At 62.2% G+C, this 13,353-nt stretch carries 11 protein-coding genes and 1 tRNA gene; 8 read left to right on the forward strand and 4 right to left on the reverse strand.

Annotated elements, in window-relative coordinates; genetic code table 11:
• Position 1 precedes the first annotated feature (1 nt).
• Positions 2-75: transfer RNA gene (locus QGG57_02480), tRNA-Gly, on the forward strand.
• 8 nt (positions 76-83) lie between these two features.
• Here the strand turns inward: QGG57_02480 and QGG57_02485 are convergent.
• Together QGG57_02485 and QGG57_02490 are read right to left on the reverse strand one after the other, a co-directional pair.
• Positions 84-1,391 carry an acyltransferase family protein gene (locus QGG57_02485; GenBank protein MDP7007044.1) on the reverse strand — a complete coding sequence of 436 codons (1,308 nt, stop codon included), beginning with the start codon at positions 1,389-1,391 and terminating at the stop codon, positions 84-86.
• 49 nt (positions 1,392-1,440) lie between these two features.
• Positions 1,441-1,587 carry a hypothetical protein gene (locus tag QGG57_02490; protein ID MDP7007045.1) on the reverse strand — a complete coding sequence of 49 codons (147 nt, stop codon included), beginning with the start codon at positions 1,585-1,587 and terminating at the stop codon, positions 1,441-1,443.
• Positions 1,588-1,705: 118 nt separating this feature from the next.
• Between QGG57_02490 and QGG57_02495 the strand changes: the two genes are divergently transcribed.
• Positions 1,706-2,761 carry a PKD domain-containing protein gene (locus QGG57_02495; protein ID MDP7007046.1) on the forward strand — a complete coding sequence of 352 codons (1,056 nt, stop codon included), beginning with the start codon at positions 1,706-1,708 and terminating at the stop codon, positions 2,759-2,761.
• A gap of 121 nt (positions 2,762-2,882) precedes the next feature.
• On the opposite strand, the gene QGG57_02500 is transcribed toward QGG57_02495, so the two are convergent.
• Together QGG57_02500 and QGG57_02505 are read right to left on the reverse strand one after the other, a co-directional pair.
• Positions 2,883-5,123, reverse strand: coding sequence for a PKD domain-containing protein (locus tag QGG57_02500; protein MDP7007047.1), 2,241 nt, complete (start codon positions 5,121-5,123; stop codon positions 2,883-2,885).
• A gap of 48 nt (positions 5,124-5,171) precedes the next feature.
• Positions 5,172-8,087: a PEP/pyruvate-binding domain-containing protein gene (locus QGG57_02505; protein ID MDP7007048.1), complete on the reverse strand. Its 2,916-nt coding sequence runs from the start codon at positions 8,085-8,087 to the stop codon at positions 5,172-5,174.
• Positions 8,088-8,135: 48 nt separating this feature from the next.
• Between QGG57_02505 and QGG57_02510 the strand changes: the two genes are divergently transcribed.
• Genes QGG57_02510 through QGG57_02535 form a run of 6 tightly spaced genes read left to right on the forward strand, consistent with a single transcriptional unit; the run spans position 8,136 to position 13,332 of the window.
• Positions 8,136-8,744, forward strand: coding sequence for a 7-cyano-7-deazaguanine synthase (locus tag QGG57_02510; protein MDP7007049.1), 609 nt, complete (start codon positions 8,136-8,138; stop codon positions 8,742-8,744).
• A complete protein-coding gene (locus QGG57_02515) occupies positions 8,741-9,013 on the forward strand; it encodes a hypothetical protein (protein MDP7007050.1) in 273 nt (90 codons plus the stop codon). The genes QGG57_02510 and QGG57_02515 overlap by 4 nt, the downstream gene beginning before the upstream one ends.
• Positions 9,014-9,031: 18 nt before the next feature.
• A complete protein-coding gene (locus QGG57_02520) occupies positions 9,032-10,027 on the forward strand; it encodes a glycosyltransferase (GenBank protein MDP7007051.1) in 996 nt (331 codons plus the stop codon).
• Positions 10,028-10,058: 31 nt separating this feature from the next.
• Positions 10,059-10,475, forward strand: a complete 417-nt coding sequence (locus QGG57_02525; GenBank protein MDP7007052.1) for a translation initiation factor IF-2 subunit beta — start codon at positions 10,059-10,061, stop codon at positions 10,473-10,475.
• Positions 10,476-10,522: 47 nt separating this feature from the next.
• Positions 10,523-12,118 (forward strand): PKD domain-containing protein, encoded by a 1,596-nt coding sequence (locus tag QGG57_02530; GenBank protein ID MDP7007053.1) that lies wholly within the window; start codon positions 10,523-10,525, stop codon positions 12,116-12,118.
• Positions 12,118-13,332: an ATP-grasp domain-containing protein gene (locus QGG57_02535; GenBank protein MDP7007054.1), complete on the forward strand. Its 1,215-nt coding sequence runs from the start codon at positions 12,118-12,120 to the stop codon at positions 13,330-13,332. Before QGG57_02530 ends, QGG57_02535 begins: the two co-directional genes overlap by 1 nt.
• Positions 13,333-13,353 lie beyond the last annotated feature (21 nt).

Below are 13,353 nucleotides of genomic sequence, written 5' to 3' on the forward strand. Positions count from 1 at the left end.
AGCAGGCGTGGTCTAGTGGTATGACTGTGGCCTTCCAAGCCACCTACCCGGGTTCGAGTCCCGGCGCCTGCACCAAATTATCGTCAGACGACAGGAGGTTTTTCCGTATCGTCTTGAACTTGCTCACTTTTCTTTGGGCGTTCTTTGATTCCATACATCATTCGTGTGACCCAATTACGTTTCATTGCCTCGAAGAAAATCCAGCATCCTAACACGACCAGAGCCGTGGTCAGAAGGAATACCGTCAGATCAGAATAACCCTCCCTCAACAAGAAGAATAGGCCGATGTAAACCAAAGGCTGGTGGATTATGTAGAATGGATAGACGCCTCGATTCAAGTAAGCAAGATGCGAACTCGGGCGGTTAAGCAAAAAGGCACCCCAGGAAAATATAGCTAGACACCAAAACCAGGCGTGAAAACTGGTCACGAAGCAGGAAATAATTGTCATATTGGTGTGATAGAACTCATTGTTTTCAATCCAGCCGCCACCTATGTACGGGATTCCGGTTTTTACTTCCTCCGCCCTAATCCAGAAGAAAGCTATAGTGAATATTACGGTTGCAATGGTTATTTGTATTCTCGAATTATCTATGAATTCAAAGTATTGATCTTTGGCAATTATGAACATGTAACCGAACAGGAACGTCAATAGATACCAGGGCCATTCATAGCCAAAACCAATAGCTTCTCCCATCAAGGGTTTGAAAAGCAAATCGGAGATCGTGAGAATCAATGGCAAAATCAACAGGGGCCCCATTCTGAATGGCATCTTGAAAACCCCCTTAATTACCCGGGAGATTCGCCCATCCGGATTGTTTCTGACAATCGAGAATATTGGAATTAGAATTATGGAATATTGCAAAAGACTCCATATAAACCACAAATGTCCAAGAGCCAGGAGTCTGCAAAGCAATGGAATTATCATCATGAAAGTCATGACAATTCCAAAACCAAGGAATGCGGCCATACCTTCCAGGATACTGCCTGGGAAGTAGCGTAAGATAATCATCCATGTTATCGGAGTAATGGTCCAAATTCCGGCAATCATAGGTATCAGCAAACGTTTGGTCCTCTCCTTCAAAAATATCTTCCATGTTCTCCGTTTGAAGGCAAACGCAGTGCCCATTCCACTAATCATGAAGAGGGCCGCAATACGCCATTCGTGCATCCATCCCAAGACTCCCGTTCCCAGAGACGTATAGACATTTGCTGCATCCTCTCCAGCTTCCTGATCTAAACTGTCGCGACTTTTGTCCTCATCCTCCTCATAATCCGGTAAAACAAAATCATATGCATCGACATACACCCCAATCGCTACATGGAAGGGCAGGAGTAATCCGAAAAGGATGACGCGCAGCCAGTCGACGTCGTAGCGCCGCTCCCGCTTCACGGGCTGCGCTTCATCATCGGGAGCTGCCACTGTTGCCGGCTCGATAATGTCACCACCCGAAGGCGAAGCGAAGGCTGTAGCGCCCGGAATCTTCCGCGAGGTAGTCGTGCGGGTGCGCAGAATGTCCGTCGCCCGCCTTCCATTTCCTATATTCCTCCTCCTCTGCCTGTGACTTCCCGCCACTTCCGGAATCCATACCTCGCCGGAGGCGGCGGCCTATATAATGCAAATTCAAAAAAAGTTTTTGAAGGCGCGATTACGCCCGCCTCCGCCTGCGCAAAGTAATTATACCGGCACCAGCCCCCTGCGGCGCGATGCGACACTACGCGCTGCTCATCGGGCTGCTGCTGCTGGCGTCAGGCTGCCTCCACCCGGACGATGGTGAGGCGAACCAGCCGCCGAAGGCGAAAGCCGATACCGAAGGCGGCGGCCGCACCTTCGAGCCGGGGGCCGAAATCTGGTTCACCGGCGCCGGCTCGCGCGACCCCGACGGGGCATACCTGGAATACTTCTGGGACTTCGACCGCAACGACCAGAACGACGAGATGATTATCGGCGACGTCAACAATGACGGCCGCGCCTCACACGTTTACCCCGACGAGGGCGGCTACACCGCGACGCTCACCGTGCGCGACATTGACGGCGCCGAGGACACCGCGACGGTCACCGTCACCATCAAGGGCGAATCGACCTCGCTGCGTGCCATCATCACCACCGACGACGAGACCGAGGCGACCTACCGCCCCGGGCAGCCGGTCGAGGTGGACTTCAGCGCTGCCGACTCGACCGCCGAAGGCGGCATCACGAAATACGAATGGGATTTCTCGTACGACTCGAGCGTCGGCTTCGAGGCTGACGAAGAGGGCGACAGCGACGAGGCGACCCGCGAGTTCGAGTCGGGCGTCTTCGTCATCGCGCTGCGCATCACCGACTCACTCGGCGAGACCGACGAGGCGAATGAGCCGGTGCGGCTCTACATCAACTTCAACAACACCGACACGCGCGTCATCGGCTCCGGCACCCACGAGCACGACCTGCCGGTCAACGACCTCGGGCTCTACGCCGGCGGCAACCTGCGCTACATCCAGCTGCGGCTGGAGTACGACGCGGGCGGCTCGCACAGCGCGGACCTCGACCTCTACCTCTACAACCTGACCGGTGAGGAGGTCGCGCGCAACGAAACGCACGATACGTCGCAGGCGGAGCAGGTCAACACAATCCTGCTCGAATACCACAACTCGACCCAGAACCAGTGGTTCGACGAAGAAGGCGAACTCGGCGAGTGGACCGTCGAAGTGGTCCACCAGCGCTCATGGGGTGCGGACCCGGAATACACCCTCTGGATGGATGTTATCTACTGGGAAGAGTAACAGAAATTCTGTTATTTATTTTACCCTGTTACGGGATTTGCGAGATTCTGGCACGGAACCCACGAAAACACCCCTCTCCCTTGGAATTCCTGCAGGCACTGCGACGGACGATATAGTGCCTTCAGCGCCGCCGGCGCAGCGCGATGACGGCCACGGCGGCGGCTGATGCGGCCAGCGACGGCGCGGAGATGCCTCCACCGCCGTCGTCTCCACCGCCATCGCCGTCGTCTCCACCGCCACCACCAGCCTTGCTGACGGTTATCACGCGAGAATCGGTGGCTGTGAAACCGTCATCATCGGTCACGCGTAGCGTCACCGTGTAGGTACCTTCGCCATTGTAAACGTAAGTAGTGTTTCCGCTGTTTGTAGACGACCACCTGTAAATGCCGTCCCCCTCGAAAGCCCACTCATATTTTGCAATCGAGCCGTCATCATCAGTTCCCTGTCCATCAAACTGAAAAGTATCGCCCGGTTCACCTGTAAAGTCATCTCCAGCTATCGCTTCCGGATAAGCAAAGACGAACAGCGATTCTGAATCGGCGTCACTCCAATCCCCGTCATTGTCCTGCACCCGGAAGGTAATGGTATGATTCCCAAATGACAGGTCGTTGCTGTTGAAGTCCTCTTCCGTACTTAATTCACCGTCAATCGAGGATGCCCACAAGTAAGCCACGACGGTGCCATCGCTGTCCGAGCCGGTGCCGTCGAAAAACACGGTCGTTCCTGCTTCAGCCTGTGAAGGTTCGATGGAATCGATTGTATCGAATGGAGGTGCGTTGGGGTAGATATTCAGCTCCGCCGTGTGCCAGGATGACCACGCCCCGTCGCTATCCTGTGCCCGGAAGGATATCTGGTGGGTCCCGGTGGTAAGATTGGTGACGCTGAAGGCCCCGTCCGTACTCAAATTACCATCGATATTTGACACCCAATGATAGGTTACAACGCTACCGTCGCTATCTGTACTGGAGCCACTGAAAGAAACCTCCTCATCAAACCTGGCAGGCGATGGATTAATGGAATCAATCGACGCTGATGGTGGCGCGTTTATAACTACTAAAGAAAACATGTCCCAATTCGACCAGGTACCACTGTTATCTTGTACCCTGAATGAAATTGTGTGATTGCCTGCACTAAGACTGCTGGTATTGAAATTCGAAGAATTGCTGAGCTCGCCATCGACTGATGAAGACCATTGGTAGGCTATGACATTCCCGTCGCTGTCTGTACCAGAGCCACTGAAGTTGACCTGGACCAACTTGTCTGCTGGTGAAGGTAGAATGAATTCTATTGTGGCTGTTGGCGGTATGTTCTTGTCGAAGAAATAAACATTCTCATCACGGGAACCGGCGGCGAGGTACTCACCATCCGCCGAAATAGCGACTGAAAACACATCATTACCGGCAGTGTAACTCCAGAGTGGAGTACTGCTGTTGCTGTCGAATAGATATACCTTTTCATCGATTGAGCCACCGGCAAGGTGTCCACCGTCAGCCGAGATTGCAACCGAGCGCACGCTGTCTCCAATAGAATATCTCCAGAGCGGAGCACTGCTATCCTTGTCAAAGAGACGTATCTTTCCGTCAAAACCACCGGCAACGATGTACTCACCATCCGCCGAAATGGAAACCGAGGAGACATCTTCTCCGGTATCGTAGCTCCAGAGCGGCGTGCTGCTGTTCCTGGCAAATAGGTGGACCTTGTCATCAGCGGAACCGGCAACGATGTACTCACTGTCCGCCGAAATGGCAATTGAATTCACTTCGCTGCCGGTATTGTAGCTCCATATCGGAGTGCTGCTGTCCTTGTCGAATAGATAAACATCACGATGCGAACCGGCAGCGATGTACTCACCATCCGCTGAAATAGAGACTGACCACACCCAATTCCCGGCATAATAGCTCCAGAGCGGAGTGCTGCTGTCCTTGTCAAAGAGGTAAACTCTCTCATCAACGGAGCCAGCAGCGATATACTCACCATCCGCTGAAATGGAGACTGATACGACAGCTCTATCCCCAGCACTGTAAATCTGGAGCGGCAACTCACTGTCTTTGGTGAACAGGTATACCTGAGTGTCGACTGATCCAGCGGCGATGTATTCGCCATCAGAAGATATGGCGACTGAGCGCACATCACCCTCCGTAGAGTAATTCCAGAGGTATGTGTCGCTGCCCCTGTCAAAGAAGTATACGCTGTCATCATCGGAACCTGCGACGATGTATTCCCCATCTCCCGAGACGGCAACGGACCACACCCTATCCCCAGTGGTATAGCTCCACTCAGGGTCATTAGCTTCAGCCGCCCCCGTCGCCATCAGAGTCAGCGCGAAGCCGGCAAGCAGCAGCAGGGACGGCCGTGGGTGCATCGGCGTTACAGCGCCGGGTGGGTTTAGGCCTTGCTGGGAAGAATAGGCTCAATCCCGCCCCGGCAGCACCGCGCCGCGGCCTGCCCTGCCATCGAGCAGCACCTGTAGCGGCTGCTTAAGCTTCAGGTGGCGCACCGCGCCGTCCTTCGCTGCGGGCTTCTGCGCCTCGAGCCACTTCCAGTCGATACCGCCGCGCGGGGCGGTCAGGTACCCGACGCTGAACGAGACGATGTTCTGGAAGAAGTGCGTGCCCTGGCTCGGCTCGACCGGCAGGTCTGCCAGCTGGCACTCGATGATGGTGCGGGCGCCCGAGATTTGCGCCCAGTTGACCGGGATGCCGAGCCACGGGTCGGACGAGCCCCAGCGGCCGGGGCCGATGAGCAGGTAGGGGCGCCCCGCGCGCGCCAGCTTGCGGTTCAGCTTCTCGACGGCTTTCGCAGCGGCGCGAGTCTCGGCACGGTCGAGCCGGTCGGGGTGGATGTAGACTATGTCGCGCAGCTCCTCGATGACGCCGTTGCCGAGCGCCTGCGACGGGGTGCAGAGCGCGCCCTCGACGCTTTCGAGGTCGACCTCGACATCGAGCGGCTCCCACACCAGCGGCCGCGCCTGCAGGAACGCGTAGCGGCGGACGCCGGGGGCGATGATGGCGGCGAACTCGATTTCGACCGGGCCGCCCATTCCCTGCTCGGCCTGCTCGAGGAATAGCTGCGTCAGCCCGGAGAGCGGAAACTGCGCCTGCTTGGTGACGCCGGCGAAGGTCACCAGCCGCACGCCAGCGCGCGCCAGCCCGTCGTAGATGGCGTGGTTCTCGGCCGAATAGACCGACCCGATGGGGTGCAGCTGCCGGTCCATTTCGGCGCGCGACAGGTCCAGCTGCACCAGGCTCGCTTCGGCGGCGCGCGTCGGCCGCTCCTGCTGTTTCGAGAGGTCGAGCGCCCAGAACTGCCGTTGCGACGACCGCAGGTAGTCCTCGGTCGACGCGAACTGGAACTGCTGCCGCGGGTGCGCCGGCGAGAAACGGAACATCTTCTCACCCTCGACCACCGCCTTGCCGAGGCCGAGCGCGACCGCCACGACGCCGTCCTCCGGTGCGGCGTCACCGAGCGGATAGAAGTTGCGCGACCGCGCCACGCCAGCGAAGGTCGGATAGTAGGCGTCGCCGTGCGGTAGTCCCACCACTTCCTGGATGACGACCGCCATCTTCTCCTCCTCGATGCGGTTGGGCGTCGCGGCGATGTACGCCTTGGAGGCGCGGTAGAAGGTGGAGGCGTAGACCAGCTTGATGGCGTCGCAGAGGTGCTGCAGCCGCTGCTTCTGGTCAGGGTGGTTGTTGGAGAGCATGTAGGTCTCGTAGACCCCCGCAAACGGCTGGTGCTGCGAGTCCTCCAGCAGGCTCGACGAGCGCACCGCCAGCGGATATTCCACCTGCCCCACAAAGGTCTTCAGGTCGTCATAGATTGACTCCGGAAAGCGCGCCTCGAGGAACGCCTCTGCCAGGGCATCGTCGTCCAGCTCCGAGGTATCGGAGTACGCCAGCTCGCCCAGCTCGTTCGACTCGAGGAACTCGTCGAAAACCTTCGTGCCGACCACCGCCGTGCGCGGGATGGAGACTTCGATGTCGCCAAACTCCGCCAAGTCGAGTCGTGGCAGCAGCGCGTGGAAATAGGCCAGCGAGCGCCCCTTGCCGCCCAGCGACCCGCCGCCGAGCCGCACGAAGTTGCTGCCCGCCTCCAGCGCCTGCGACGAGTAGTCAGCCACCTCGGCCTGCCTCCGCTGCTTCTCGAACGCCCGCAAGGCGTCGAGCAGGAACTGCCGCAGCTGCTCGTTGTCGGTGAACTCGGTGACGACGTGCGGCCGCAGGCTGGCGGCGAGGTCGAACTCGGTGCGGGCGCGGAACCACTTGGAAAAACCGTGACGCGCGGCGTGGTGGCGCAATGACTCGCCCGGCACATCGGGCAGCAGCTTGCGCATCTCCGTGATGTCCTGCGCGCGCCCCACCTCCTTCCCGTCGGGCAGCCGGAAGACGAAATCGCCGAAGCCGAGGCTCTGGCGCATGAAGCTGCGCAAGCCCTTCAGCAGCGACTGGTCCGCCTTGTCGATGAACTCGACCCCCAGCTTCGCAGCCACCTTGCGGTTCTCCGGCAGCGACGATTGCAGCATCACCGCCGCGTCCGGGCTTTCGCGCTGCACCTGCGCGACGAACTTCTTTCCCGCCTGCGGGTCGTGACTTCCCTCGCTGGGAAAGCCGGCGTCGCTGATGACACCGAGCAGAAACGGCGCGTAACGGCTGTGCAGCTCCTGCGCCTGCTCCATGTCGGTCGCGAGCAAAATCTTGGCGCGGGCGCGCATCCGCAGCAGCTTGTGGTGCAGCGAAAGCCCGCCCGCCATCAGGCTCCCGGTCTGCTTCATCAGCTCGGCATAGAGCTGCGGCAGGAAGAGCGAATAGAAGCGGGGCGAGTCCTCGACCAGAATCAGCACCTGCACCTCGCCGGAGCGGGTATCGTGGTCGACATTACGCAAGTCCTCCACCAGCTTGATAATCGCCAGCAGCACCCGCGCGTCGCCCGACCAGACAAAGATGCGGTCAATCGCGTCGCCCTCGTGGAACAGCGCCAGCTCGCGCGTGTTGTACGCCAGCAGCACGACGGGGATTCCGGGCTGGATTTCCTTAGTGCGGCGGCCGAAAACGTGCACCGCCATCTCACCGACACGTGCCATCGTGATTACGAGGTCGAACGGCCGTTCCTTCAGCAAGTCGAGCGCCCGCTCGCCGGTCGCGGCGTGGGTGATGCGCGGCGCGTACGACAAATTGAGCTGCTGGTAATCGACCAGCAGCAGCTCGTTGAGCCGGCCATCCTCCTCGAGCGTAAAGTAGTCGTACGGGCTCGAGACCAGCAGGATGTCGCGGATGCGGTAGCGCATCAGGTTCTCGAACCGTCGGTGCTGCGAGCCCCACGTTGCCATTACCCGGCAAAAAGGAACCTATTTTAACCACGCATGGTAGCGCGCAACGTGAAGGCCATCATCATGCTCAGCGGGGGCATCGACTCTCCAACGGCGGCGCACATGCTCCAGCAGCAGGGCTGGGAACTGGTGGGCCTGCACATGGATAATCGCCCCTTCACCGACGACCGCGAAATCGAAAAGACAGAGGCGCTGGCGAAGCACCTCGGCATCCCGCTCTGGATAGCGCCGCACGGCGGCAGCCAGGTCAGGATAGCGCGCAACGCCGACCGCCACCTGCAATGCCTGCTCTGCCGGCGCATGATGTACCGCACCGCCGCCGAACTGGCGAAGCAAGTCGGCGCCGACGCGATTATCAACGGCGAGTCGCTCGGGCAGGTCGCGTCGCAAACGCTCCCCAACCTGGCGGTCATCGACGAGGTCTGCGACGTTCCCATCCTGCGACCGCTGATTGGCCACGACAAGGTCGAAATTGAGAGGGGCGCGCGTGAAGCGGGAACGTTCGACATCTCGACTCTCCCCGGACTCTGCTGCACCATCGTCCCCGAGAAGCCGGCCACGGCGGCGTCGCTGCCGCAGGTCGAGCGCTGGGAGACCGAACTGCCGCTAGGAGATATGGTCGGCGACAGCGTCGGCGGGCTGGTGCAGGTGATATGAGCTTCTATCTGCTGCGCCCCTGCGACAACTCGGCGGCGTTCGAGCTGAAGCCCCGCAAGGTGGCGAAGCTGGATTTGCAGCGAGCGCTCGAATGGCTGCGCCAGCGCAAGTTCCGCGAGGTGGTCGACGCCGGCGTGATGGTAATTGTCGAGCGCGAATGCATGGTCAACCTCTATCCCTCCGGCCGCATGCTGCTGCGCACCAGTGACGAAAAACTGGCGGAGAAGCTGGCGGCCGAAGTGGGGCTGCTGCTCAACGGAGCCGCTTAAGTACCGGTCGTCGAAAAAATGGCGGCTGAACCTTTTGTCTCGATTGTCGTGCCGACCACCGGCCGCGTGGGCTATATTCGCGGGATGGTGGAGTCGGTCGCGCAGCTTGAATACCCGCGCGACCGCTTCGAACTCATCCTGCTGGGCGATGCCGAGACGCCACTCCTGCAGCGGGCGCGGGAGCTGGCACAGGCGGGTGGGATTGCACTGCAAGTTATCCACGCGGAGGTCGCCGCGGGCGAAAAGCGCAACCGCGGTGTTGCCGCTGCGCAGGGCGAGTTCATCGCCTTCACCGACGACGACACCATCCTGCGCGAGGACTGGCTGCGTGCTGCCGTGCGGCACCTCGCGCGCAATCCCGACTACGCCGGCGTCGGCGGGCCGAACTTCACCCCGCGCGAGGGGCTGCCGTTCGCGAAGGCGGTCGGCAGGATTTTCGGCTCGAAGTTCCTGTTTCGCTTTCGCTATACGGCCGGCCACGACGAGCCGCGCGAGGTGGACCACAACCCCACCTGCAACTATATCCTGCGGCGCGAGGCGGTCGCGAGCGTCGGCTTCCACCCGACGCTCTGGCCGGGCGAGGACGTCGAGTTCGACATCCGGCTGCAACAAGCGGGCCACCGCATCCTCTACGCGCCCGACGTAGTGGTATGGCACCACCGACGCAGCCGGCCGCTGGCGTTCCTGCGGCAGATGTTCAACTACGGCGTCACCCGCGCGCAGGTGACCCGCATGCACCCCGGCAGCTTCGACCCGCGCCACTACGCCTTCATTGGGGCGTTCGTCGTGCTGATGACGCTCTACGGGCTGGCGTGGCAGCAGCTGGCGGCGGTGCCGTGGCTGCTGCCGGTGGCGCTCAACGCGGCCTACTTCGGCGTGCTGGGGCTGGCGGGGCTGCTGGTTGGCGCGCAGACGCGCTCGTCCAAGCAGGCGCTCTACGCTCCCATGGTGCTGTTCATCCAGCACTTCGGCTACTCGCTGGGACTGCTCGTCGGCCTGCTGCGGCGGCCGTAGTCCTTTTGAGGCGGGCGGCCTGCGCCGGAGCGTGGAGCTGGACTACGACAAGCTGCTGACCCGCGCCCGCGAAGGGCTCGAGGACGTCATGACTGACGACGCGCGCTTCGTCCCGCCCGAGCCGGAAGTGCTCTACGAAGGCAAGCGCACCATCCTGCGCAACTTCAGCGACATGGCCGACGCGCTGCGGCGCGAGCCAGACCATTTCTCGAAATACCTGGTGCAGGAGCTTGGGACGGCGGGCAACACCGAAGGCCGCCGGCTGGTGCTGCAGGGGCGCGTCCCTGAGAAGAAGGTCGCCGACCGCGTCGACGCCTACCTCAGGGCGTTCGTGCTTTGCGAGGAGTGCCACCGCCCCGACACCAACTTCCAGCGACAGGGGCGCACGCCGGTGCTGCAGTGCGAAGGCTGCGGCGCGCACCGCCCCATCCGCGCCGGCTCCGCCTGAGGCGGCCGCAGCGTACCGCATAAATACCGCGCCACTTCGGCGGGCCGATGCGAAGCATTGCGCTGTTGCTGCCCGGTTCACCCCTCGCGGCTCAACCTGTCTGGCCTCGCTCCGCTCGGCTAGCGGTTGTAGCGGCACTGCTGTTGCCGCTGGCTGGCTGCCTCGACCTGCTCGACAGTGGCGACGACGGGCCAAACCAGCCGCCGACCGCCTACATCACCATGCCCCAGCAGGGGGCGGTGGTCGAGGTTGACCAGCCGTTCCAGCTGGTGGGCTACGGCGAGGACCCCGACGACGAGGACTCCCAGCTGGGCTACGTCTGGACGCTGGCGGGACTGGGCGAAGTCATCGAGCTGAGCCGCCTGGCGAGCGACATGGTCACCGTCTCGCAGACTGGCCCCGACCTTGTGCTGACGCTCACCGTGACCGACCCGCATGGCGCCAGCGCCAGCGATGTGAAGCTGATTACAGTCGAGCCGGGCAACCGCCCGCCCACGGCAGTCATCCGGCTCCCGGTCGCCGGCGGCTCCTACTCGGAGGGCGAGCCGGTGCAATTTGACGGTCGCACCAGCAGCGACCCTGACGGCGACAGCCTGCGCTACCTCTGGGAGCTGGGCGAGCAGGGCGGCTCGAAATACACAGCCTCGCAACAGTCCAGCTTCGACCGCGACTTGGAGGAGGGCGAATACGAAGTGCAACTGACGGTCGAAGACCCGGACGGCGAAGTCTCGACCGCCATGGCCAGCTTCAGCATCACCAACCTGCCGCCGGTGGCGGTCGCCAGCGCCGACGCGACGACCGCCTTCGTCGGCGAGGAAATCAGTTTCGACGGCGACGACTCGTACGACCCCGAAGGCGACGTGCTCGACTACAGCTGGAGCTTCAGCGACGGCGAAACCTCGACACTGCGGTCGCCGAAACACGCCTGGGACGCGCCCGGCAGCTACACCGTCAACCTGACCGTCGAGGACGGGCGCGGGCAGCAGGGGAGCGCGTCGCTCGATATCGAAATCGAGACGCTCGGCCCCGACGCGCTCTTCAGCTTCCTGCTCAGCGGCGACGCAGTCAGCGAGGTGCGCGCCGGGACCAACCTGACGCTCGACGCCTCCGCCAGCAGCTCGCCTAACGGGGCTATCACAAACTACAGCTGGGACTTCGGTGACGGCAACAGCGAGGTTGGCGAGAACGACACCGCCACACATAGCTGGAGTGCGGGCGGATGGTTCAACGTCACCCTGACCGTCACCGATGACGTCGGTGAGTCGGCCGAACTGGTGTTGGTGCTGCGAGTTATCCCGGAGGACTTCCAGATCGACTACTCGGGTGGACAGGCCATCATCATCAGCAACAGCGACGACCAGTATGATTTCCCGGTCGAGGTGTTCCTCGACGGCATCTACCTCAACCTGACCGTGAGCTGCAACACCGGCAGCATGAGCTACGAGCTGAAAGTGCTTGACGCCGGCGGAGCTGAGCTCTGGGCCGAGAGTGGCGCCCTTGGCGGAGGCGACAGTGAGAATCACCCGGTCGCGGTATTCGGCAACAGCACCGGTGACTACACCATCATCATCCAGGTCGACAACGGGGGCATCACCCCCACCGGCGCCAGCTGGGACTTCCAGGGCTGGGTCCGCTACAGCTGATGCGGCTTTTACTGCTGGTCCCGAGCACCACTTACCGCGCCGGCCCGTTCACCGACGCGGCGCGCGCGCTGGGCATTGACGTAACCATCGGCTGTGAGGAGCAGCAGACGCTGACGGGGCTGCTGCCCGAGGCGCTGCTGACGCTGTCGTTCGGTGACCCGCGGGCGGCGGCGGCCGCTGCCGGGGAGTTCGCGCGCGAGCATCCGCTCGACGCCGTGCTCGCAGTCGATGACGGCGCGACCGAGGCGGCGGCCGCAATTGCCGCAGCGCTGGGGCTGCGCCACCACCCTCCGGCGGCGGTCGCGGTAGCGCGCGACAAGCTGCGCTGCCGCGAAATGCTCGCCGCAGCAGGGCTGCCGCAGCCGCGCTGCTGGCTGGTCACCGACGGGGAGGTGCCGGAGGAGGTGCCGTTTCCCTGCGTCGTCAAGCCGCGCCAGCTCTCGGCGTCGCAGGGAGTCATGCGCGCCGACGATGCTGGGGGGCTGCGCGACGCGCTGGCACGATTGCGCGCGCTACTGGCGCAGCCGATGGTGGCACAGGCCGCCGGTGAGGGGCTGCTGCTCGAGGAATTCATCCCCGGCCCGGAGGTGGCGGTCGAGGCGCTGGCGCGCGACGGTCGCGTCGAGGTGCTCGAGGTCTTCGCCAAGCCCGGTTTCGGCGAAGGACCCTTCTTCCCCGAGGAAACGTACGTTGCGCCGGCCGGCCTCGATGCGCCGCAGCGCGAGCTGGTCGCCGCGACGACCGCTCGCGCTGCGGCGGCGCTCGGGCTGCGCGAGGGGGCCATCCACGCCGAGCTGCGGCTCCACGACGGGGAGGCGTGGGTGATTGACATCGCCGGCCGCTCGATTGGCGGACTCTGCGCCAGCGCGCTGCGTTTTGGCGGCATTTCGCTCGAGGAGATGTTGCTGCGCCATGCGCTCGGCCACGCGCTGCCGTCGCTCGAGCGCGACGGCAGCGCGGTGGGGGTGCGGATGCTCTACCCGCCGCGCGCCGGTACGCTGCGCACCATCCGGGGGCAGGGCGCAGCGGAGGCGGTCACGGGCGTGACCGGGATTCGCATCACCGCGCACCGCGGGCAGGAATTGCTGCCGCCGCCCGAAGGGGGTGCCTATCTCGGATTCATCTTCGCCGTCGGGGAAACCGCCGCGGAAGTGGTTGCAGCGCTTGCTGCGGCAGCCGCGAAACTCGACATCCGGGTCGACGCGCAGTCTTAATAATTGTAATATATCAGCAGT

Source organism: Candidatus Poseidoniia archaeon (assembly GCA_030748895.1).
GTDB lineage: Archaea > Thermoplasmatota > Poseidoniia > MGIII > CG-Epi1 > UBA8886.

Excerpts from the sequence above, each read along its gene's own strand:
- QGG57_02490 (MDP7007045.1), bottom strand. The coding sequence starts at position 1,587 with ATGGATTCCGGAAGTGGCGGGAAGTCACAGGCAGAGGAGGAGGAATAT.
- QGG57_02495 (MDP7007046.1), top strand. The coding sequence starts at position 1,706 with ATGCGACACTACGCGCTGCTCATCGGGCTGCTGCTGCTGGCGTCAGGC.
- QGG57_02535 (MDP7007054.1), top strand. The coding sequence starts at position 12,118 with ATGCGGCTTTTACTGCTGGTCCCGAGCACCACTTACCGCGCCGGCCCG.
- QGG57_02520 (MDP7007051.1), top strand. The coding sequence starts at position 9,032 with ATGGCGGCTGAACCTTTTGTCTCGATTGTCGTGCCGACCACCGGCCGC.
- QGG57_02500 (MDP7007047.1), bottom strand. The coding sequence starts at position 5,123 with ATGCACCCACGGCCGTCCCTGCTGCTGCTTGCCGGCTTCGCGCTGACT.
- QGG57_02515 (MDP7007050.1), top strand. The coding sequence starts at position 8,741 with ATGAGCTTCTATCTGCTGCGCCCCTGCGACAACTCGGCGGCGTTCGAG.
- QGG57_02505 (MDP7007048.1), bottom strand. The coding sequence starts at position 8,087 with ATGGCAACGTGGGGCTCGCAGCACCGACGGTTCGAGAACCTGATGCGC.
- QGG57_02530 (MDP7007053.1), top strand. The coding sequence starts at position 10,523 with ATGCGAAGCATTGCGCTGTTGCTGCCCGGTTCACCCCTCGCGGCTCAA.